The organism is Nostoc sp., from assembly GCF_036919595.1.
Classification (GTDB): domain Bacteria; phylum Cyanobacteriota; class Cyanobacteriia; order Cyanobacteriales; family Nostocaceae; genus Nostoc.
This window is the reverse complement of sequence record NZ_JBALCO010000005.1, coordinates 126,939-148,470: the sequence shown is the minus strand read 5'-3', so window position 1 is coordinate 148,470 and position 21,532 is coordinate 126,939. Positions and strand designations below refer to the sequence as shown.

General features: G+C 43.5%; 18 protein-coding genes and 1 pseudogene. 10 read left to right on the top strand and 9 right to left on the bottom strand.

Annotated elements, in window-relative coordinates:
* Nucleotides 1–518 precede the first annotated feature (518 nt).
* Genes rsgA through dnaJ form a run of 3 tightly spaced genes read right to left on the bottom strand, consistent with a single transcriptional unit; the run spans nt 519 to nt 3,012 of the window.
* A complete protein-coding gene (gene rsgA, locus V7K21_RS00720) occupies nt 519–1,628 on the bottom strand; it encodes a small ribosomal subunit biogenesis GTPase RsgA (RefSeq protein ID WP_335170923.1) in 1,110 nt (369 codons plus the stop codon).
* Entirely contained in the window at nt 1,625–1,882 is a 258-nt protein-coding gene (locus V7K21_RS00715; protein ID WP_334794077.1) for a sulfurtransferase TusA family protein, read from the bottom strand. The genes rsgA and V7K21_RS00715 overlap by 4 nt, the downstream gene beginning before the upstream one ends.
* A complete protein-coding gene (dnaJ, locus tag V7K21_RS00710; protein ID WP_273766366.1) occupies nt 1,882–3,012 on the bottom strand; it encodes a molecular chaperone DnaJ in 1,131 nt (376 codons plus the stop codon). The genes V7K21_RS00715 and dnaJ overlap by 1 nt, the downstream gene beginning before the upstream one ends.
* 166 nt (nt 3,013–3,178) lie before the next feature.
* On the opposite strand from dnaJ, the gene V7K21_RS00705 reads away from it, so the two are divergent.
* Complete coding sequence (locus V7K21_RS00705) at nt 3,179–3,457, top strand: hypothetical protein (protein WP_335170922.1); 279 nt, start codon at nt 3,179–3,181, stop codon at nt 3,455–3,457.
* A 299-nt stretch (nt 3,458–3,756) separates the two neighbouring features.
* On the opposite strand, the gene dnaK is transcribed toward V7K21_RS00705, so the two are convergent.
* Together dnaK and grpE are read right to left on the bottom strand one after the other, a co-directional pair.
* Entirely contained in the window at nt 3,757–5,715 is a 1,959-nt protein-coding gene (dnaK, locus tag V7K21_RS00700) for a molecular chaperone DnaK (RefSeq protein ID WP_335170921.1), read from the bottom strand.
* A 246-nt stretch (nt 5,716–5,961) separates the two neighbouring features.
* Nucleotides 5,962–6,669, bottom strand: coding sequence for a nucleotide exchange factor GrpE (gene grpE, locus V7K21_RS00695; RefSeq protein WP_335170920.1), 708 nt, complete (start codon nt 6,667–6,669; stop codon nt 5,962–5,964).
* Nucleotides 6,670–7,525: 856 nt separating this feature from the next.
* Between grpE and V7K21_RS00690 the strand changes: the two genes are divergently transcribed.
* The 4 genes and pseudogenes from V7K21_RS00690 (at nt 7,526) to V7K21_RS00675 (ending at nt 12,838) form a co-directional block, all read left to right on the top strand.
* Nucleotides 7,526–9,538: a GspE/PulE family protein gene (locus tag V7K21_RS00690; protein ID WP_335170918.1), complete on the top strand. Its 2,013-nt coding sequence runs from the start codon at nt 7,526–7,528 to the stop codon at nt 9,536–9,538.
* 189 nt (nt 9,539–9,727) lie between these two features.
* Nucleotides 9,728–10,855, top strand: a pseudogene (locus V7K21_RS00685) (type IV pilus twitching motility protein PilT); the annotation flags it as partial.
* 75 nt (nt 10,856–10,930) lie between these two features.
* Entirely contained in the window at nt 10,931–12,157 is a 1,227-nt protein-coding gene (locus V7K21_RS00680) for a type II secretion system F family protein (protein ID WP_335170915.1), read from the top strand.
* A gap of 120 nt (nt 12,158–12,277) precedes the next feature.
* Nucleotides 12,278–12,838, top strand: coding sequence for a hypothetical protein (locus V7K21_RS00675; protein ID WP_335170914.1), 561 nt, complete (start codon nt 12,278–12,280; stop codon nt 12,836–12,838).
* Nucleotides 12,839–12,949: 111 nt separating this feature from the next.
* Here V7K21_RS00675 and bioU read toward each other — a convergent pair whose 3' ends face one another.
* On the bottom strand, nt 12,950–13,954 hold the full coding sequence (gene bioU, locus V7K21_RS00670) for a (S)-8-amino-7-oxononanoate synthase BioU (RefSeq protein WP_335170913.1): 1,005 nt from the start codon (nt 13,952–13,954) through the stop codon (nt 12,950–12,952).
* 313 nt (nt 13,955–14,267) lie between these two features.
* Between bioU and V7K21_RS00665 the strand changes: the two genes are divergently transcribed.
* The 4 genes from V7K21_RS00665 (at nt 14,268) to V7K21_RS00650 (ending at nt 16,125) form a co-directional block, all read left to right on the top strand.
* Nucleotides 14,268–14,471: a DUF4926 domain-containing protein gene (locus tag V7K21_RS00665; protein ID WP_335170912.1), complete on the top strand. Its 204-nt coding sequence runs from the start codon at nt 14,268–14,270 to the stop codon at nt 14,469–14,471.
* Between the two features lie 557 nt (nt 14,472–15,028).
* Complete coding sequence (locus V7K21_RS00660) at nt 15,029–15,238, top strand: DUF2997 domain-containing protein (RefSeq protein WP_335170911.1); 210 nt, start codon at nt 15,029–15,031, stop codon at nt 15,236–15,238.
* Nucleotides 15,239–15,277: 39 nt separating this feature from the next.
* Nucleotides 15,278–15,664, top strand: a complete 387-nt coding sequence (locus V7K21_RS00655; RefSeq protein WP_335170910.1) for a DUF1257 domain-containing protein — start codon at nt 15,278–15,280, stop codon at nt 15,662–15,664.
* Nucleotides 15,664–16,125, top strand: a complete 462-nt coding sequence (locus tag V7K21_RS00650) for a ferredoxin (RefSeq protein ID WP_335170909.1) — start codon at nt 15,664–15,666, stop codon at nt 16,123–16,125. The genes V7K21_RS00655 and V7K21_RS00650 overlap by 1 nt, the downstream gene beginning before the upstream one ends.
* Nucleotides 16,126–16,301: 176 nt before the next feature.
* Here V7K21_RS00650 and V7K21_RS00645 read toward each other — a convergent pair whose 3' ends face one another.
* The 3 genes from V7K21_RS00645 to V7K21_RS00635 all read right to left on the bottom strand — a co-directional run bounded on the left by V7K21_RS00645 (nt 16,302) and on the right by V7K21_RS00635 (nt 19,590).
* Nucleotides 16,302–16,586, bottom strand: a complete 285-nt coding sequence (locus V7K21_RS00645; RefSeq protein WP_273766388.1) for a YiaA/YiaB family inner membrane protein — start codon at nt 16,584–16,586, stop codon at nt 16,302–16,304.
* Between the two features lie 532 nt (nt 16,587–17,118).
* Nucleotides 17,119–18,735, bottom strand: coding sequence for a DUF4335 domain-containing protein (locus tag V7K21_RS00640; RefSeq protein ID WP_335170908.1), 1,617 nt, complete (start codon nt 18,733–18,735; stop codon nt 17,119–17,121).
* A 249-nt stretch (nt 18,736–18,984) separates the two neighbouring features.
* Entirely contained in the window at nt 18,985–19,590 is a 606-nt protein-coding gene (locus tag V7K21_RS00635; protein ID WP_292851431.1) for a DUF3038 domain-containing protein, read from the bottom strand.
* Nucleotides 19,591–20,497: 907 nt separating this feature from the next.
* Between V7K21_RS00635 and V7K21_RS00630 the strand changes: the two genes are divergently transcribed.
* The gene (locus tag V7K21_RS00630; protein WP_335170907.1) at nt 20,498–21,445 is read left to right on the top strand and encodes a molybdate ABC transporter substrate-binding protein; all 948 of its coding nucleotides are present in this window, start codon (nt 20,498–20,500) and stop codon (nt 21,443–21,445) included.
* Nucleotides 21,446–21,532: the final 87 nt, after the last annotated feature.

The following is a 21,532-nucleotide window of genomic DNA, read 5'->3' as shown; positions in this document are numbered from 1 at the left end:
TCAATTGAGTTCAAGACAGTGCTTGTAAGGGCACAACAATGTAGTGCCCCTACCGTGTATTGTTGTTAACTAGTTTTGAATCTCTGTAAAATCGGTCTATTTGTTTATTGTATAATCCTGTACTTAAAATATTTACTCAGGTTCTAATTCCTATGGCTCATAACAGTTCACAAGATAGTTTTTCTGAGGAGTATCTATGCTACTCGTGATTAAACTTTTATATAGAAGTGCGACGCCGATAGCGTTCGCGCAGCGTGTCTAAGAGTTGCGTCAGCGATTCTTCTCCCTACAGCCCTTCCCTAACGGGACGCCTTACGGCGAACGGGCATCCTACGCAGGCGCTAGCCTCTCCCAAAGGGAGAAGGGGAGACGCCAAAGGCGATAGCGTAGCGTAAAGCCTGCGGCATGGCTTCTCTACGAGACGCTCTTGCGTTCGCTTAGAGAAAGTCTTCTTCCAAAGGGAGACGATGCCGTGCAACTAGCGTCATGAGCGTCACAGCCCGTAGACATCACACTCGTTATTCCTCATCCCGATATAATTCCTGCAAGTCCTGTAACTGAGTCTTCCGGGAAATCCGGCGATATTTTTTGCTTTCTAGCTTGGGTTCGTATTGACTCTGCCCTTTGCCTTTGCTTTTTAACTTCATGGTGGATTCTGGATCGGCTTGTTGGTGTAGCTGAGTTTGACGAGCGATCGCATCGGACAAAAATTCTAAATAATGTTCATATCGTTCCCAGTCTCCCCGCACCGCACACTCAGGCTCGTCTCGATGCAGACAATCACTAAACCGACAGCTAGCAACTGCTAACCGCTTTCTTGCTTCAGGGAAATAATGGATTAATTCTTCTGGGATACAATCCATGTCGGGCTGATTAAAGCCGGGGGTATCTGCAAGCATTCCACCGCTAGGTAACTCAAATAATTCTATATGGCGAGTGGTATGACGACCACGAGCTAATTTACCAGAAACTTCTCCCACTCGCAGCTCAAGAGAGTCAATTAGCGTATTAATTAGGCTGGATTTGCCAACGCCGGAAGGCCCAGCAATTACAGTAATTTTATTGCTCAAATATTTGGCTGCTTGGTCGGTATTTATACCATCTTTTACACTGATAAATATCGGTTGATAGCCCCAACCAAGTAGGCGCGAGCTAACTTGCTGCTGTTCCTGTTGTGAAATTAAATCACTTTTATTCAAGCATAAAAGCACATCCAAGCCAGTAGACTCAGCTTTAATTAAAAACCGACTCAGTTGATAAGGTTCCAAAGGTGGATCAGCTACAGCAAATACCAAGAGAATTTGGTTGACATTGGCGATCGCTGGACGATCTAATTCGCTTTGGCGGGGTAAAACATTAGCGATCGCTCCTCGCCCCCCAGCCCAATCTGGCTCTTCTACCACAACGCGATCACCTACCATTACCTGTTGCCCGATTTTTTTCAAGCGCGTTCTCCGAGTACAAAGTAGGAGAGGGGGATAAGGAAGATGAGGATCTTGCTCCCCCATCTCCCTGATCTCCCTCATCTCCCCACCCTCTTGATCTAGCTGTACTCGGTAAAAATTAGCCTGTACAGCCAGCACCGTACCCAATAACTGTCCAGTTGCAGCAAAATTTTCCCCTGTCATTGCCCAGTAATTGGACGGCGCACTAACAGAGAAAAATAACCAGTGCAGTCTGTAATTTGTTCCACCTGATAACCTGCCATTGTCAGACTATCGGGAACCTGCTCAATCGGTTCACCAGGGTCCAGCCAGACTTCTAGCAAACCTCCCAATGGCATTTTTTCTAGACGTAGTTTTGTCCGCACGAAATTAATTGGGCAAGGGGTGCCGCGCAAATCAAGTTGAGCATCGGGAATTAAAACAGAAGAGGGCTTGATCACTTAAATAAATTTCCCAAGAATCCTTCTAGACCGCCTTTACCAGTGCGATCTCCCTTAATTTTAGCCAGCTTTTCCAACAGTTCCCTCTCCTCTGGGGTCACTTTGTTGGGAATATCAATTAATACGTTTAGCATGTGATCCCCACGACTAACGGGATTACCCAAACGGGGTACGCCGCGATTTTCTAATTTCATCACCGTATTGGGCTGGGTTCCAGCTGGAATGATCAGTTCTACAGGACCATCTACCGTATCTACCTCTAACCGACAACCTAAAATCGCTTGCAGGTAGCTAACTTTGATTTCCGAGAGAATATTAATGCCATCCCGTTGGAATTCCTCGTCCTCATTCACGAACAAGTAAACGTACAAATCCCCAGCAGGGCCATTACGTTGTCCAGCATCTCCTTCACTAGAAATCCGCAAGCGTGTACCATTATCCACCCCAGCTGGAATGGTAATTTTGAGTTTCTTCGTTACTTGATTTGCGCCCTTCCCATCACAGGCATCACACTTATCTTCAATTACCATCCCTGTTCCATTACACGTCGGACAAGTCGAGACTTGGGTGAAACTGCCAAAGGGTGTTCTGGTGACACGGCGGACTTGACCCGATCCGCTACAAGTAGAACAAGTCCGAGGGCGGGTTCCAGGTTTAGCACCAGAACCGCTACAGACTTCACAATTTTCTAGATGTGAAATGCGAATTTCTTTTTCACCACCAAATACCGCTTCCCGAAAGTCTAACTTCAAGTCTAGCCGCAGGTCATCACCTCTGGCAGGCCCACTGCGCCGTCTTTGTTGGGTGGGACTACCCATACCGCCAGCAAAGCCACTAAAAATGCTTTCAAAGATATCGGCAAAACCGCCCATATCGCCGACATCTTGGAAGCCAGCGCCAGCAGCACCTGATACACCCTCTGGACCAAAGCGATCGTAACGAGCGCGGGTTTCTGGTTCCGAGAGTACCTCATAAGCGCGGTTAATTTCTTTAAAGCGATCCTCCGCCCCGGGTTCTTTGTTCACATCTGGGTGATACTTCCGGGCTAAACGGCGATAGGCTTGTTTGATTTCTTCTTTGTCGGTGTCACGAGAGACACCCAGGATTTCATAATAGTCGCGGGCCATATAGCAAAGGTAAAAGTTAGAAGGAAGAAAGCAGAAGGCAGTAGAACGTCACTCACGGCCACTTGCTACCCTACGGGAAGGCGTTTTGCCTATAGCTCTGGAAGAGCAATGCAGTGTCCTTCAGAGGGTGGCTTGCCAAAGGCCAGGTAGAAGATAAAATTAATTTTTGTTAATAACTGATTTTACCCTTTACCTTTTACAAAAATCACCGACAAATCTTGAGCAACAGGTGCTTTCATCGTGGGATACGACAAAAGCTACAGAAGTTAGGATCAGGGCAAGCCTCTGCTCAGACTTCTCACTGCCGAGTCGGCTGTCTCTTTTACAATTGTGCTACGTAGCAGAGGAAAACCCCGCCCATCAACCAGAGGGGCTAGCCGCACTATTAGGTGTGGAAAACCACCCATCTGCAATGGAAGTGCATCTGAACTGGCATACTGCCTAGCCCACAGTAATTTGCTTCTACAATCTAGCAAACGGCTGGGGTCTTGTGAAACTTGACTAAATTTATAATCAATATATTTAGATATATTAAAGTGTCTTAATAAAAATCTGCAAGTTAGGGGAGTGGGGAAGAGGCAGAGGTGCAAAAGGGCAGAGGGGCAGGGGAAGAATAATAATGCCCAATACTTCTCTACAAGAGGCTGCGCCAACGACGCCGGCTCCATCGAGCGACTTGTGCTGAGCGCAGTTGAAGCAAGCCGAGATGCTCAGTACAAGTGCCCAATGCCCAATGCCCAATCCCTAATCTATCGCCTCATAATCAACCTGGGCAGTACTTTCTTCGTCAAAATCAAAGTTGAATTGTGGTATGAGTGTGCCATTCATAGGTGAGTCTATTTCTGGGGTAAAGAGACTAGTTGAAGCCTCCTCAATGTCATCACTTTGACTGTTAGCTCGATTGTAGACATCGGCACCAATTGCAAACAGGGTTTGTTGGAAGTCGTCTAAGCGCTGCTTAAATTCCGCTGTGGAGATGCTGGAGTCAATCATTGCAGCTTGGAGTTGTGAAACTTTTTCACTGGCCAAAGTTTTCATCTGGTCGCCGATAAAGTTGCTATTATCCTTAATTGTGGATTCGTAACTGAACAACAGATTATCTGCTTGGTTTTTGAGTTCAACCAATTCTTTACGTCTTCTATCTTCTTCAGCAAACAGTTCGGCTTCTTGGCGCATCCGTTCGACTTCGTTGGTACTCAAGCCACCTGTATTGGTAATCCTGATACTCTGTTCTCGACCTGTACCTTTGTCTTGGGCAGAAACCTTAAGGATACCGTTGACATCGATTTCAAAGGATACTTCAATTTGAGGTACGCCCCGGGGAGATGGGGGGATTCCTGCTAGCAGAAACTTACCGAGACTCTTGTTATCTCGTGACATCGCCCGTTCACCTTGGAGAATGTGAATTTCTACTGAGGTTTGCCCATCAACTGCTGTGGAAAAAACTTGTGACTTACTAGTAGGAATTGTGGTGTTGCGTTCAATGATTTTAGTGAACACTTCACCCAAAGTTTCAATTCCCAAAGAGAGAGGGGTGATATCCAATAGTAAGAGATTATCGACTTCGCCACCCAACACTGCTGCTTGAATAGCAGCTCCCAATGCTACGGCTTCATCAGGGTTGACAGAGCGATCGGGAGCTTTGCCATTGAAAAATTTAATTAGCGCGTTTTGGACTGCGGGAATACGGGTAGAACCACCTACCAAAATAATCCGATCTATCGCTTGTGGTTTGAGATCCGCATCTTTGAGCGCTTGGATCATTGGTTCGATGGTAGCTTCAATTAAATCAAGTGCGAGTTCTTCAAATTTAGAGCGGCTGAGTTCCATCTCCAGATGCTTTGGACCGATTTCATCGGCGGTGATAAACGGCAAGTTGATGGAGGTATTCACCATGCTGGAGAGTTCAATTTTTGCTTTTTCTGCTGCTTCCCGCAGGCGTTGCAGCGCCATCTTATCTTGGGAAAGATCGATTTTCTCTTGTTGCTGGAAGCGTTCCATCATCCAAAGCACGATCGCATTATCAAAGTCGTCTCCACCTAAATGGTTGTTACCACAAGTCGCCTTAACTTCAAAAACGCCATCCCCAAGTTGCAGGATCGATACGTCGAAGGTGCCGCCTCCTAAGTCGAATACTAAAATTAGCTGCTCTTGGTCTTGCTTTTCCAATCCGAAAGCTAAAGCCGCAGCTGTTGGTTCGTTGATGATTCGCAGGACTTCTAGTCCAGCAATCGTGCCAGCATCTTTAGTTGCTTGTCTTTGGGCATCTGTGAAATATGCGGGTACCGTAATCACTGCCTGAGTGACTTCCTCACCCAAGAAGTTTTCCGCATCCTGCTTGAGCTTTTGCAGGATCATGGCAGATAGTTCTTGTGGCGTGTAATTTTTTGAGCGAATTTGAACATCAACAGTATCGTCTCGACCTTTGACACAGTTATATGGGACGCGATCGCGTTCTGTTTCAGTGTCTTCCCAACGCCGCCCGATGAATCGTTTAATACTGTAAATTGTGTTTTCGGCATTAGTTACGGCTTGGCGCTTTGCCAATTGACCGACCAAGCGATCGCCACTCTTCCCAAATCCCACAATACTTGGAGTAGTTCGTCCACCTTCAGAACTGGCGATCACAAGTGGTTGACCGCCTTCTAGAACTGCGACGCAACTGTTGGTAGTGCCTAAGTCGATCCCAATAACTTTTCCCATATTTATTAGTATTTTTACTGAGTCTTTCTGCTGTACTGTGTCGCGGACTAACTTTTTGAGCTACGAACTCAGGCTAGCTCAAACAACAGCATCTAGAAATGGAGAAGATAGGGGATCAGGAGGAGATGAGGAAGCTGATTGATAATTTCACTCCCTCATCTCCTTCATCCTCTCAATGTCTCAGTAACAATGCTCGTCCTTGCAAGAAACCAGGCACTTTTGGTCAGCGAGGCGAGCAACTACAGCTTAACTGTTGGCTGAACTCGACTGATCCTCCTGTGCAGCAGGTGTATCTTCCTTTGGAGCAGCTACTTTGACCATTGCATGGCGCAGCACGCGATCGCCCAAGTAATATCCGCGCACTAACTCTTCTAACACTGTTCCTTCAGGATGTTCATCCGTAGGTTCCCGCATTACTGCTTCATGGAGGTTAGGATCAAATTCTTGAGCTTCAGGACGCATTGGTGACACACCTAGGCGCTTCAAGCTATCCACTAATTGTTTGTAAACGCCTTGGTAACTTTTGTGCATGGTCATTTCGCCATCAGATTGCGGTTTGAGGTGCGATCGCGCCCGCTCAAAATTATCGACTACTGGCAGCAATTCCAAAATCGTATTCCGCTTTATCTGCACCTCTAACTCTTCTTTTTCTTTGCTAGTGCGTTTCCGGTGATTCTCAAAATCAGCGGCAATCCGCATATATTGAGTACTACGCTCTTCTAGTTGCGTTTTGAGAGACTCGATTTGTTGAGTCAGTTCTGCCAAAGCTGCCGTTTGCACTTCAGTTTTCTCAGTTGCAGCGACGCCATTTTCTTGATTGAAAGTAGTCGTATCCCCCGGTATATTGGTTTGGGCTGCCACTTGCTCTGTAACCTCATTACCAGATTCATTGAAATTAATTTGGGCTGCGGAGTCACTCTTCATTGCTTGCTTTACCTCTGTTGGTTCACCCAATTACTGGCTTGTATTGTTTATCTGTCTATTTTCATCCATCATTGTCTACTCATTCCAGATGCTTTTTATGGCAGTGTATCTCTACAGCTTGCAACCGTCGTTGTCCACGACTTGCTACTGAGGCTGATTTTGTTGCCGACAAGTTCCTGGAAATGATGTCACCGTCCTCTTATTGTGACAAATGGTGAACACGTTAGCGTAGACGCTGCTAAGGCGGTAACCCGAACGAGTAGTGTACCTCTAGGAGTAAGTAATTTGGAAGAGTGGGGCTGAATGTGATTCGCCCCTCATCTTATTCATGAGTCAGTTTTTTCAGGATATTACTACTTAAAATTTAACCATTTATCAAATATTGTCATTCCTTCAAAAGTGCTAAGTGTTGAGTGCTGAGTCATATACTTTGAATCTTGGATTCTACCCTATGAATGAAGGTTTGTTGATTGAGCGAGTCAGGAGTTTCTATTTTCTCTACTATTACTTCTTTTCGACTCAGCATTTAGCGATAACTCTGAACAACCGAAACCACAGATCAGAAGTTTGGTGATTATTAGAGCTTGGCTCAAATCCAGCTAAGTAAGTTGGTGTAAAAAATAAAACGCTTATAGTAAGCCTTTTAGCGTTGAAGCGCTTACTACAAGCAAATTACAGAGCTTTATTTTTCTTTACATAGTTTGCTTTATTTAGGCCAACTTACTTACCATCTCAATTAACAAGACTTGGGGCAAAATCCCTTGTTAAGCCCCTTGTCAAAGGTAGGCAAACTTTTGCCTGCACTAGGACTTTTTGGTAAATGAGAATTCTGTCTCACAGTAGGGGAATACTTTAAGCATAGGTTTCCCAAATCAATTGCTCATTTATGACTTACTTGTCACCACAACGGCGCAGTACCGCTCTAACTACCAGAACAGAGTTTTCGCCTTTCGGCAACAAGCTAGTGCAATCTGGCTATGCCAATACCGAACAGATGAGGCAGGCATTAATTGAAAGCCGCAAATCTGGCAGACCCTTAACGGAAGTACTAGAGTCAATCACTGGGCAACAACTATCACCTGAATTGCTCAGGCAATATAAAAAACAGCAGCTATTTGAACTTAAAATACTATACGGTGTTGAATTCCTCGATCCAGAAGTCAACCAGCTTGGCAACACGATAATCGGGAACCTGATTGAAACCCTCATTCCAGTAGATATCTGTCGTCGCCATCGTTTAGTACCACTGTCAAAACACGAAGACCAAACCCCGCCCTCAGTTTTAGTGGCGATGGTTGCTCCAGATAATCTAGAGGCTTCCGATGACCTGAACCGCATCTTGCGTCCCCAAGGCTTGGCATTGCAGCGCATGGTGATCACACAGGAAGACTACCAGCAGCTAATCAACCAATACCTGGATGAAATGGCTGTTCGGCAAAAGCACCTGGAACAAGCAAAGTTTACAGATATTAATCAGGATTTAGAAAACCTCGGAAATCTCGATCTTCAAGATGCTCCTGAAGAAATGGAGGCTGATCTAGGGGCGGCGATGAAGGGTGCAGAGGATGCCCCAGTCATCAACCTAGTCAACAGAATCCTGGCTAAAGCTTTGCACGAGAAGGTTTCTGATATTCACATCGAACCGCAAGAAGAAAACTTACGCATTCGCTTTCGGAAAGATGGGGTACTGGGTGAAGCTTTCCCCCCCCTACCGAAAAAAATCATCCCGGCGTTGACAGCCCGATTTAAAATCATCTCCAATCTAGACATTGCTGAACGGCGTATACCCCAAGACGGACGCATCCGGCGGATGTTTGAGGGACGTAAAGTAGACTTTCGCGTGAGCACCTTACCCAGTCGTTACGGGGAAAAGGTGGTGCTGCGGATTTTGGATAACTCCTCCACCCAACTAGGATTAAATAAGTTAATTACTGATCCAGAGACTTTACAAATTGTCCAGGATATGGTTAGCCGTCCTTTTGGTCTGATTTTGGTGACTGGGCCAACTGGTTCTGGGAAAACAACCTCGCTGTATTCTGCACTCTCAGAAAAGAATGATCCTGGTATTAATATCAGTACTGTGGAAGACCCAATTGAGTACAGCCTTCCAGGGATTACTCAAGTACAGGTGATTAGGGAAAAAGGGCTGGATTTTGCTACCGCTCTGCGGGCTTTCTTGCGGCAAGATCCAGATGTGCTACTAGTGGGTGAAACGCGGGATAAAGAAACGGCAAAAACAGCAATTGAGGCTGCCTTGACGGGTCACTTGGTATTAACTACCTTACATACCAATGATGCCCCAGGAGCGATCGCTCGTTTGGGAGAAATGGGTATTGAGCCTTTCATGGTTTCTAGTTCGCTAATTGGCGTTTTAGCTCAACGTTTGGTGCGGCGTGTATGTTCTGAATGTCGCATTCCCTACACTCCTACGATCAAAGAACTGGCTCGCTATGGTCTATCAGCTTCTTCAGATGTCGGAGTCACCTTCTACAAAGCTAACAGTTTGACATTAGAAGCGATCGCAGAAGCCAAAGCCAAAAATCAGCTTTGCCCAGCGTGTAATGGTGTCGGCTACAAAGGGCGTTGTGGTGTTTATGAAGTCATGCGAGTTACCGAAAACCTGCAAACTCTCATCAACGAAGATGCACCGACAGAACGGATTAAGGAAGTGGCAATAGAAGAGGGCATGAAAACCTTGCTGGCTTACAGTTTGGACTTAGTGCGCCAAGGTGCTACCACCCTAGAAGAAGTAGAACGAGTGACGTTTACTGATACTGGCTTGGAAGCCGAGTTAAAAGCCAAACGCAAGACTGGTCTTACCTGCCGGACTTGCGATGCCACATTGAAACCAGAATGGCTGGATTGTCCCTACTGTATGACATCTCGGTTTCAAGACTAATCATTGGTCAAGGGGAGCCAGCGCAAGGCGCGTCTTCCCTTCTCACATTGGGAGAGGCTAGCGCCTGCCGTAGGATGCCCGAACGCGAACAGCGTCTCCTTTCTTGAGAAGGGCTGTAGGGAGAAGCATCTGGCGTTCAAGAGTTATTACTTTGAACTATGAACTAAACAAACATCAAAAGGAAGCAGAACTATGGAAATGATGATTGAAGACCTGATGGAGCAGTTGATTGAAATGGGCGGCTCAGATTTGCATTTATCCGCAGGTTTACCTCCCTACTTTCGCATCAGTGGCAAACTCACCCCCATAGGTGAGCATGTATTAACAGCTGATCAATGTCAAAGGCTGATTTTTAGTATGCTCAACAACACCCAACGTAAAACCTTGGAGCAGACCTGGGAGTTGGATTGTTCCTATGGTGTTAAGGGTTTAGCTCGCTTCCGGGTCAATGTTTATAAAGAACGTGGTGCTTATGCTGCTTGCTTACGGGCATTAAGTTCTAAAATTCCTAACTTTGAAAAATTAGGTCTGCCAGATATTGTGCGGGAAATGTGCGATAAGCCCAGAGGACTAATTCTAGTGACAGGCCCTACAGGTTCTGGCAAGACAACTACCTTAGCGGCAATGATCGATTTGATTAACCGCACCAAGGCGGAGCATATTTTAACGGTGGAAGACCCAATTGAATTTGTCTACGAACCAATCAAAAGCTTGGTTCACCAGCGACAACTGAGTGAAGATACCAAGAGCTTTGCTAATGCTTTGAAAGCAGCTCTGCGGGAAGATCCAGATATTATTCTGGTGGGAGAAATGCGCGATTTGGAAACGATTTCTTTGGCGATTTCCGCAGCAGAAACAGGACACTTGGTATTTGGCACGCTACACACCAGTTCCGCTGCACAAACAGTTGACCGGATTATCGACGTTTTCCCCCATGAAAGACAAACTCAAGTGCGGGTGCAATTGTCTAACTCGTTAGTGGGGGTATTTAGCCAAACCTTGGTGTCCAAGAAAAACCCTAAACCCGGTGAGTATGGTCGGGTGATGGCTCAAGAAATTCTGATTGTCACTCCTGCTATTTCCAACTTGATTCGAGAAGGCAAAACATCTCAAATTTACTCAGCTATTCAAACTGGCGGCAAATTGGGGATGCAAACTCTGGAAAAGGTTCTAGCCGATTTTTACAAAGCAGGAACGATCTCCTTTGAAGCCGCGATGTCTAAGACTTCTAAGCCAGATGAAATCCAACGTCTCATCGGTAGTGCTACACCGCAGGCAGCAGGTGCAAAACCCGGTGCGGCTGCTAGAGCGCATTAAAGGAACTGGGGTTAGAGGAGATGAAAGGGATGAAAAACCTTTAACTATTTTGAATTTTGAATTTTGAATTTATTTATGCCAAACTACGTTGCCCGTGTTCGGGATTCTCAAGGAAAATCCCGAACAGAAAAAATTGTTGCCGAATCCTTAGTACAAGCTCGTACTAATCTTAGAGAACAAGGTTTTGTAGTCCAAGAACTCAAACAATCTCAAGGATTTCAGCTAAATTTTGACTTAAAAAAATTCCAGACTTCCTTAGTTAAGGTTTCTGTGAAAGACAAAGCCGTTTTTTCCCGTCAATTTGCCGTTTTGATGAATGCGGGAGTTGCGATAGTTAGAAGTCTGGGAGTACTTTCTGAACAGTGTAGTAACCCTAAACTGAAACAAGCTCTTGTGGAGATTAGCATCGATGTTCAAAGCGGAATGAATCTTTCAGAGTCAATGCAGAAGCATCCTGACTGCTTTGATGGATTATATGTGAGTATGATTCAAGCTGGCGAAGTTGGTGGTGTTCTAGACGAAGTATTGAATCGTTTAGCCAAGTTGTTAGAAGATGTTGCCCGCTTACAAAACCAAATTAAATCAGCATTGTCTTATCCAACAGTCGTGGGTTTTATCGCAGTTGCCATCTTTCTCGGCATGACCATTTTTCTTATTCCCATTTTTGCCACGATTTTTGAACAAATTGGAATTACATTACCACCTCTAACGCAATTCTTGATGGATGCTAGCAAATTTTTGAGAAGTCCGAAGGCTGTCATCCTTCTCTTTATTATTGTCGGACTGAAAATTGCCTATTCACAATTCGGGAAAACTCCTGGTGGTCGCCTAACAATTGATCGTCTTTCCCTAAAGGTGCCCTTGTTTGGCGACCTAATTCAAAAATCTTCGGTCGCCCGCTTTAGCAGAACTTTTGGTTCTTTGACTCGTTCAGGTGTGCCAATTTTAACTTGCTTAGAAATTGTCCGAGATACATCAGGAAACCAAGTGATTGCCAATGCCATAGATGCAGCCCGCCTTGAGATTCAACAAGGAGGTATGATTAGCATTGCTTTACAAGAAAATGATGGCGTTTTTCCAGCTATGGCAATTCAGATGATTAGTATCGGAGAAGAAACTGGAGAATTAGATGCAATGTTGATGAAAGTTGCCGATTTCTATGAAGATGAAGTTGAGCAGGCAGTAAAAGCAATGACCAGTATTTTGGAACCAGTGATGATTGTAGTTCTAGGGGGAATGGTTGGAACCATTTTACTAGCGATGTATCTGCCTATGTTTAAGGTATTTGAAACGTTGGGATAGGGAATTAATAGTTAGGAGTTAGGAGTTAGGAGTTTAAACTCTTTATTTTTTATCCTCATTCTTAACTCTTAATTACTTAATTTTATTTCTAACTCCTCACTTATAAGTATTTAATCAACTATGACTGTGCAAAAATCTCACTACGAAGCAAGTTTGGCAGAATATAGCAATCATCTAGCTGCGATCGCTTTACTAAAGCAATATCGGCCATACTTAGAGATGATTCCCAGTCTGCGCCGTCCAGACGAAAGTGTCATTACTATCCCCTTACCAATTGTTCGTCTTCGCAACACTCCTACAACACCCCCACAAACTATTTGCTTACCCTGTGATGTGGCAATTTTGATGTGTGATCCAGAGTGGAAAATAAAAACAGGAGCAGAAATTTTAGTCTTTATTCATCGTGCTCACGAAGACTTTTCTGATTTGTTAGGACGTTGGCGACAAACCCAAGTTTGGCTGGACAATGATTATGAGTGGCTAATGCCTCTCCGTCACAGTCATATTTTAAGTGAGGGAGGTAATAGTATATATCCTCTGTTTGTAGTTTTTAGTGATACTTTAGAACGCATCCAACGAGGACTCATAGGAGCCGAACTTCCATTTATTATGCAAACGCCAGATTTGCTGCTTGAGGATAATTTCACAGATATTTTCTCTCCACAAATTCCACCAGCTTAAAAAAATTAGCAGTTAATAGTGAGGATTTTGAAGTTTTAAATCGCAAATTTGGAGTCTCTGAATATGCTCCAAATTTACAATTTTATATTTTTAACTCCTAAGTCCTAATTATTACCTAACAAATTGGGGCATAATTTCAGCAGCAGTGAATATTCCATAGATACCGCGTTGGTGCAATTGCTTACCAGCTTTGAGATAACCGAAGGCAGGGCCGCAGACATTAGCTGCCATGCTGGTTTCATCTCCCAGAGTAAAGGTATGGGTGGAAATCTTCCCTTCAAAGGTGCGCCCTGTTACCTTAACGTTGGTGCTGAGGGGCTTTTTAGGATTGCGAGTATCGACTACACCACCAACAGTAACGCGATCGCGCCCCACTATTCCTGCTACCTCTAGCATCACATCATCAGCGTGTTCCATATTCGTCAAAGTAAGCACGCCATTAGTTTTATCTAGTAGTGCTTCTACTTCGGCATCAGTCATCGCCTTAGCAGTTTCTACTGTGTAACCAGGGATATGGCCAATATCTTCCCGAACGGTGGCGCGGTAAGCTTCCCAGTTGGCAATTCCCACCCCAAAGGTAATTTCGACTTGATGAATTTCGGCGTAGCTTTGGGCGGCTAATGCGGCGGCGGCGGTTAACAGTCCGGGTGTTGCACCACAGCCTGTCATGTACGTAATCCCGGCTGCTTGCAGTTCCTCTTTCATCGCCAGTAGTTGTTCTACAGCAGTAGTGCGCTTAATCGCATCCACTAGCACTCCACGCCAACCAGATTTGATAAACTGCTTGGCTACAGAGGGAATAAAATCATTTGGTAGGTTGGGTAAAGCCAGAAAATACCCATCCACAGATTGAGCTATTTCAATTACATCCTGAATACTTTGATTTGTTAATGTACCAACTGGCTCTAAATGACCTACCGAATCTTGGGACTGGTAGGTAGCGATGCATTCTTGAGTATTTAAACCATCAGCAGCATAAGCGTAGCCTTTATGATCTGCTGCTGCGACTAAAATCATTTCCTGTTTAGCAGCAAGTACCTTGGCGGCGGCTTGTCCAAGTCCGCCGAAACCTAGTACTCCTATGCGTATCGCTGGCGAAATATTTGCTGTACTCATAGTCAATTACTTAAGTTGAATCAGAATTCTTCAAACATTAGCATCTCAGCTTGTGGCTGATGGCTGACAGCTTTTAGCTATAAAGGTTAATTATGCTTCATTATCCTGGTTTCTTCCCCAAGCAAATCAGTTTTTTCACCAGAAATTCTTGCCGAGTGATTTAGGCTTGAGCAAATTTTCACGCGAAATAGCATCAAAAATCCAAAGGACTGCGAACACCTCGACCACTACGATTAAGAACATAGGTATAAATCATAGTTGTCCCAAGATTAACAACCTGCTATCCGCTGTAAATATTTAGAAGCAATAGAAGATGACTAAAAATATAATTAAGTTGCTCGATGTAGTAGCACTGACAGTTAATTTGTCTAAATACAACTTGTACCGTGGTCAAGTTGGCACAGGAGTAGAATTATTAGCTAATGGTACTGCATTTGAAGTGGAATTTAGTGATGCCTGCGGCGGGCTACGCCTACGCATGTTACACATCTACCATCAAGCGATCGCCTGCCCATAGGTTGGGTTGATGCAAGAAAGCCCAAAATTTACTTATACTTAAAACTTCTACTATTTTTATATTCTGGCGATCGCAGTCTAAAAATCCGTTTACATCCGATACCAGCTAAAGTCACTATATCAAATACCTAATGCAGCCCACTATCTTACTGTAGGCTTACACTGACATGCATCTAACCTAGCTGGAAAACCTTAAGAAAATAAAGTAAATATAATGCTAATAATAAAGTTTTTCAGTAAATTTTAGATTTTTGTGAATTTACTTCCTGGTTATACTACCTCTAATGCTTATTTTTAGGACTTTTGCAGTTTACTTAGCGAGCTTCAGTTATTACCTTGACTAATCGATGAGGTTAAGAGAAACTAACTAAATACTGATGTATCTACTTCTAAAATTAATAATTTTTGTAAAGATTATGAGATATATGTGTTGTAAGATGGAACATTATTTAGCAAATGGCAAGTTTGTATCTAAGTAAGAATGTTCCTACGGCTATATTTGTAGCCTTCTGCTAAGGCAGTACAATTTAAACGTACTTATCGTGGTTGGCCAAGAGCATGGAGACATTAGAGTTCATAATCTATCCAGACGGTCGGGTACAAGAGAAAGTCACTGGCATTGTGGGTGCTTCTTGCGCTGAAGTTACAGCAGCAATAGAGGCACAGCTGGGGCAAGTACTTAATCATGAGCCAACCTCAGAATATTTCGCCGCTAAGGTGCAGCAATATAATATGGCGAATACACACACCACTTACAGCGATTGGTAAGTTTTCACAGTAGTTTAGTGTTATTAATTCATAACCACCATGTCACACTTTAGCCAAATTAAGACTCAAATCCGTAACCTTGATTCTTTGAAAGATGCTTTGACTGAATTGGGCGTAGACTGGAAACCCGGGCCATGCGAAGTCCGTGGCTATCGCGGTCAAACCCATCCTGCCGAAGTTAGTATTGAGCAGGAAAATGGCTATGACATCGGCTTTAGATGGAATGGCTTGGAATACGAACTGGTGGCTGACTTGCAATATTGGCAGCAAGACCTATCTGTGGACGGATTTTTGCGCCAGGTAACGCAGCGCTATGCTTATCAAACAGTTGTGAAAGAAACCGCTCGTGTTGGTTTTCAAGTCTCTGAACAACAAAAAAATGAAGATGGTTCAATTCGCCTGGTAGTACAGCGCTGGAGTGCGTAATGGCTGATTTTCTGCCGTCGCCGGAAGAACAAGAAGACAACCGTTCCGGTTTGGAACCAGAATTAGGGGGTTTTTTACGGGATGCCCTAGAACGTTCTGGTTTGGAACCGGAATTAGGCGGTGTACTTCGGCAAAATGGTGTTTATGTTGATGAAATCACTTGTATTGGTTGCAAACATTGCGCTCATGTTGCGCGTAACACCTTTTACATTGAACCAGATTACGGGCGATCGCGTGTGGTTCGGCAAGATGGGGACAATGAGGAAATTATCCAAGAAGCAATTGATACTTGTCCGGTTGATTGCATTCACTGGGTTGATTACACTGAACTGAAAAAGTTAGAAGACGAGCGCAAATATCAGGTAATTCCTCTAGTGGGTTATCCAGTAGAACATGCAGTTGTTGCTAGCGAACGTCGGCGTAAAAAGCAAAAATTAAAGACCAAAAAATCCCGTTATTAAGATAAAAACATTAAATTAATATAATAAAGGACTGGTATATCCAGTCCTTTTGTTTTTCGCTATATAGTTAATTTCTGATGTCTATATTACATCAAATGCCAAAAGGTAGTATTGTTTGATATTCCTGAAACAGCTTTTTGGTAAAGTCTTTTAATCCAAAATTGGTCTAACTCCCTTCATTTGAAATTTAGAGGATCATGTTGTGAAAGCAATTTTTCTACTTTCGCCTCGTCTAACCTAGCAGTTAATCTTCTAGTTTCATGCAAGTCTCTAGTAGTTTTCGCCAAAGTAAAAGTTGAGCCAAGAGAAAAAGCTAAACCCATGCCCATAAAGCCTTTCACCCAGCTATCCACAGGCAAGTTTATAATACCGAAAGTGGTCATAGAAATAGAAAGTATAAAAGCTGCCCAAGTTTGAATAATCCAAGCTGCACTATCTTTTTGAGTACCAACTGTTTGCATATTTCCTACCTTTTATCTGAGTGATTTACACCAATTCGGAATGACACTCTCTACGAGACGCTTTTGCGTTCATGGACTCGCTACCGCTACGCTAACGGAATTAAGAGGCGTCAGATTTAATCAGGGTTTCCAGACTTGTATCTGTAGTTTTATTTTGGAGAATTGGTGTTAACAGTAATTGTATTGATTAGTAGGTTTACTGGTATCAATAATAAGACCAGTTTGGTAACTGGACTGCACAAGGTAAGCTCAAGAGCAATTGGAGTAAGTAGAAACTGGCACTATGTTTGTACCAGTTTTACAAGTGGCATTCAACTTAAATCTTTCAGCATTCAGGGTAAGCCAACTAGCCCGCTTCGGATTCCACACGTCCCGCAATATTTTTGTGAAAGGCTAATAGCCCAAGTCCATTGAAGTGGACTAAAACCGTTTACTAGTCGTCTTTAGACAACTTTAGCTATTAGCCTAGTAATTCATTACTAGGCGGTTGTTGGAACTAGTGTAATATCTCAGATGAAACAGATTAGTTTACTTATTCATCTGCAAAAGTCTGTACCTTGCCATCAGGACTGAGAACAACTCGAATTCTGAGATTTTGTCCGCGTGGATTGGCGGAAACAAAAGGTTTACCAACTTCAGGCATCCCAGCGTTATCAAAGAATTCTCTTGCTGCCTTATTGAGGGGAAAAATTCGTTCCACCGTGCCGTCAACACTGACTATCAAACTGTACTCTAATGTTTGTCCTAGTCCAGTAGGTGGTTGCCAACGCTTTCTTAAATATTCTCTAGCTTCTGCTACTTGAGGTGTATCAAATAAGGTGCCAGTAGCCACTTGTGTGGATGTAGGGGGTTTGCGTCCGTCCCCTAATTGATCAATAAAGGGATTATTCTGGGCAGTTCTAGAGGAGGGAAGTTGTGAAGCAGGTTTTTCTCCAGGAGAAAGTTGTTGTAGGGAATTGATTCTTTCGTCTAGTTGTTGTGAGTTTAGTGGCGAGGGTTGGGTAGAGGTATTGCCACGATTATTATTGGGTATGATGTCAAGAGACGGGGGTGGGACTGGTGAGATATTAGTTGGTAAGCTGCCTGCGTTAGAAGATAGTCTAGGTGGCAAATTGCGCCGCAGAGGGAGAGCACCACCTTGGGGACTTGATCCTGTAAGATTCTGTCCAAGATTTGGTAATATGGCAATTTCCTGACCTGGGATTTTGCTGGATGGTGCGATCGCTCGATTGGTAGGAAGGGTTGAAGTCTTGCTCTGAGGTCTAGTCAGTGCATTATTTGGAAATAGAGATAAAGGTGGCGGTGTAGAGAAACTGGAACTAGGGGCTGTTAGAGGTGCTTGGGGCAAACTAGATGTGGGAAGTGGAGGGGTGGAACCCAGCAAATTATCTGATGGAGTGGTAAGTCCGGGTTGAGGCGTAGGGAAGTTTAGTGAAGATGAAGGTTCTAAAGCAGTCTTTACCGCTGCTGAATCTGCTGTTTTGGCTGGTTGCTGTTGCTTTTCCCTAATGTTGTTAGCATATTGCCAAGTAACTGGTAAAAAACCTACACCTAATACTAATACTGCGGCAACAGGTGCCCAAGCAGGAAATCTCAGAGTCGAACTTGTGCTATTGAGAGTTGGGAGTGCCATAACATCAGTCAAGTATCCATCTAAAGCACTTGCCAAATCGAATAGTTGCAGCAGAGTGAGTTGAATTACGGGGCCAGATGAGTGGTTGGCGAGAGAACCGAGAAATAAATTGTGAGTTAAATAGCTGCTTGGTTCTAAGTGGATATTTGCCCCTGGAATCTGGGTACTAAAGGAATTTAATGTTTTTGTTGAGGACTTTAATTCCGGCTCACCCAATGCTGTGCTTGACTCCTGGGTACTGGAGAAACTGACCCAAAAGCTTTCTGGAGACTGTTGGAGGAATTGCTGTACGTAGGTTGTGACTGCATCACATAAGGCTTCAAGTTGATCGCGATCGCCCCGAATTGGAACTCTGTTTTCTTCTGGTAATCGGGGATCATCAAAACGTAGCTCAAAGCTTAGGTGCTTGAGGACAGTTTTCCCCATCCAACGGGACAAAGGTGAGCTTTGCGCGAATACTTCTAGCGTGCAAGTAGGGGGTGTGTAGCGACGAATGACAGAATTTGATAGAGGCATAGCAGGAACTGCGAGGAAGACTATTTGGGATTTTGCAAAAAGTTGAGCCAGTTGCTTGCAAACAAGAGTTGAAACGGCGGATTCCTCCACTCAGAACTTTGTCAGGTTTTTTGCATAATGCAAACTGGGGTGCAAGGAGGAAGCAGTGCTGATAGTGGCTTGCCCAAGAACTAACGACCATCAAAAGGGAATTCTTATCTTGCAAACTTTCATGAGCGAATTTTGGTTGAGGAATTTCAAATTTCAAATCTAAAATTTTGTCGAACGGTCTATAAGTGCTAGCCAGAGACGGCGATGCCCACCAGTAGCACTATAAAAAAGTAAATCTACAAGCAGTTTTAGTGCCAGGTTGGTAAGTAAATCCGTTGAGATTTTCTCGTCCTCTTCCATCCGTTCTTGGTAGGTATTGCAAAAAGCATCAATATAGTCTCCAAGTAAAGCAGCCTGGTGAGGTTCCCGGTTATTTTCTGCCATTTGTTCCAACAAACCGACAGCGCGGCGAATCAATTCCTGGTGCTGTTTGGCTAAATAGCAGATGATCAGAACAAGCGATCGCGCTTCTTCAACATCTAGCTTTTTTCGCCCTCCTTGACCTTTGCGTAGAGGATTTGATTGGCGCAGTCGCCATAAAGCTACGCGGTCTGGCACTCTTGACTCTAAATTCAGATCAGTTGCCGCCGAAAGCATAGCCTCTGAACCAATCCCAGTTAAGGTTTCTAGCGCCAACAGCACCAAGTCTAATTGGGTTTTGATATTGTCCCATTGAACTGTGTTTGGCGCTGGAAGCTTGATTAAATCCTCCCACTGGGAATTTGGAGTGGCTGAGTTGGCGGCCGAGTGCATAACTTTTAGCATAGGTGATCAAGCTGATAGGGGATGTTGCTGTTACCCATTTTGAAACCAGACTCTTAAGCATCAAGCTTGGTTTCCCATAGCTTTGAGCCAGAGGCTTCAGGTAGCTTTTTTCTATGTGGTAAACAACAGGTATCTTTGTCCTACTCTAGATGAAAATTTATTTTTGACAAAGTAGAAAATTATCAATTCTAGTTAAGGTTTACCCGATTTTCGCTGCTAGCTCCGTACAAGAGTATAAATAAACAATATTAAGAATTCTAACCGCGAATTATCGCTAAGTAATTATCTAGAATACCTCCTAATTTATTTGCGGTTTTAAATTTTGAAATTTCTTGATGTTTATTACTTGGTTTTCATGTATACATAATTACTATACAAATCTTTTGCCTGTTTGCTAAAGGTGCTTCTTGCTGCTTTCTAGCATTCCACCCCAGTTTCGCTTTTGTACAGCCTCTTAGGGACTGACAAAATATAAATTATCCAAAATTATTTTTACATTTGTAGGGGTACAAAGACTTGCACCTGGTCAACTTAAGGTGAAACCCGCTTTGTGATAATGTTTTGCCCTCATCTCCTAACCCCTTCTCCCAAAATTGGGAGAAGGGGAAATTAATTAAAGGCTCCCCTCTCCCCAAATTGGGAGAGGGGTTGAGGGGGGATAGAGGTTTCAGGTTTTTAATGCCTAAATCCTGAATTTGATAAAGTCAGCGTTTGAAGATATTGTCTAATTGATTTTGTCCAACTTAGTTGGTACTATAGCTCTAACCGTAAACTACGCATATATCAGAACTCATTTATAAAGTTGATGAGCAGAGGTGATAGTTTAGACATTTACCAAAACCCATGCTTAAGTATGAGTTACAGATAATTCACTGAGTAATAATAGCAACGCAATAATATAATAAATATGAAAAAGCATTTTTTTGCCTTTTCACTGATAGCTTGTGCTGTCGGTGTGACTCTGCCAACTCAAGCATTCGCGGTTAAGCTATACGCTGCTGGTAGTTTGCGAGATAGCCTTACAGAAGTAGCTGAATCTTTTAAGGATAAATATGGGATTCCAGTAGAAACGAGATTTGGCCCATCTGGTTTAACACGAGAATTTATAGAACAAGAATTCTCCAAAACTGGAAAATCCGCAGATGTTTTTGCTAGTGCAGATATTGATAACCCTCAGACATTGTTTGAAGAAGGTTTAAGTGAACCTGTAGTGAACTTCACTAGCAACCGTATGACTGCTGTTGTTAGATCAGGACTTGGTATTACATCAAATAATTTGTTAGACTTTTTGCTAAAACCCGAAATAAAGTTGGGAACTTCGACGCCTGTGGCAGATCCATCTGGTACCTATGCATGGCAAATATTTGACAAGGCTAATCAGATTACACCTGGTAGCTCTCAAATTCTGAAAGATAAAGCTTTGCAGTTAGTAGGTGGTAATCCTAATGCTCCTATAGTTCCTAATGGCAAAAATAATTTAGTCTACTTTCTAGAAGAAACAAAACAAGCAGATATCTTTTTAGCTTATTACACCAGTGGCAAGACTGCCCAAGCAACAAAAGGTGGTGACAATCTGCAAATAGTAGAGTTACCCGAATATTTAGCAACAAAAGCTGATTATGGATTGACTACACTGAAAAACGCCGATCCTGATGGGGAAAAATTAGCTGAATATATTTTGTCACAAGAAGGGCAACAAATTTTGACAAAGTATGGATTCAGCGCCCCCTCTACTACTGTTCCCGAACATCAGGGTGCGGGTGGAATTTTACTGGCTGTAGGTGTAGCTTTAATCTTGAAGAAAAAACAAGCATTGGTCAAAAAGCAATTAGTCAAATTAGACTACCACAGGTAGAAAACTTACCAATCTTGTCTTGTTCTGAATCAACCTGATAGTACATTCAATAAGGAAGCAGAATATGAATAAGCTCAATATATTTCC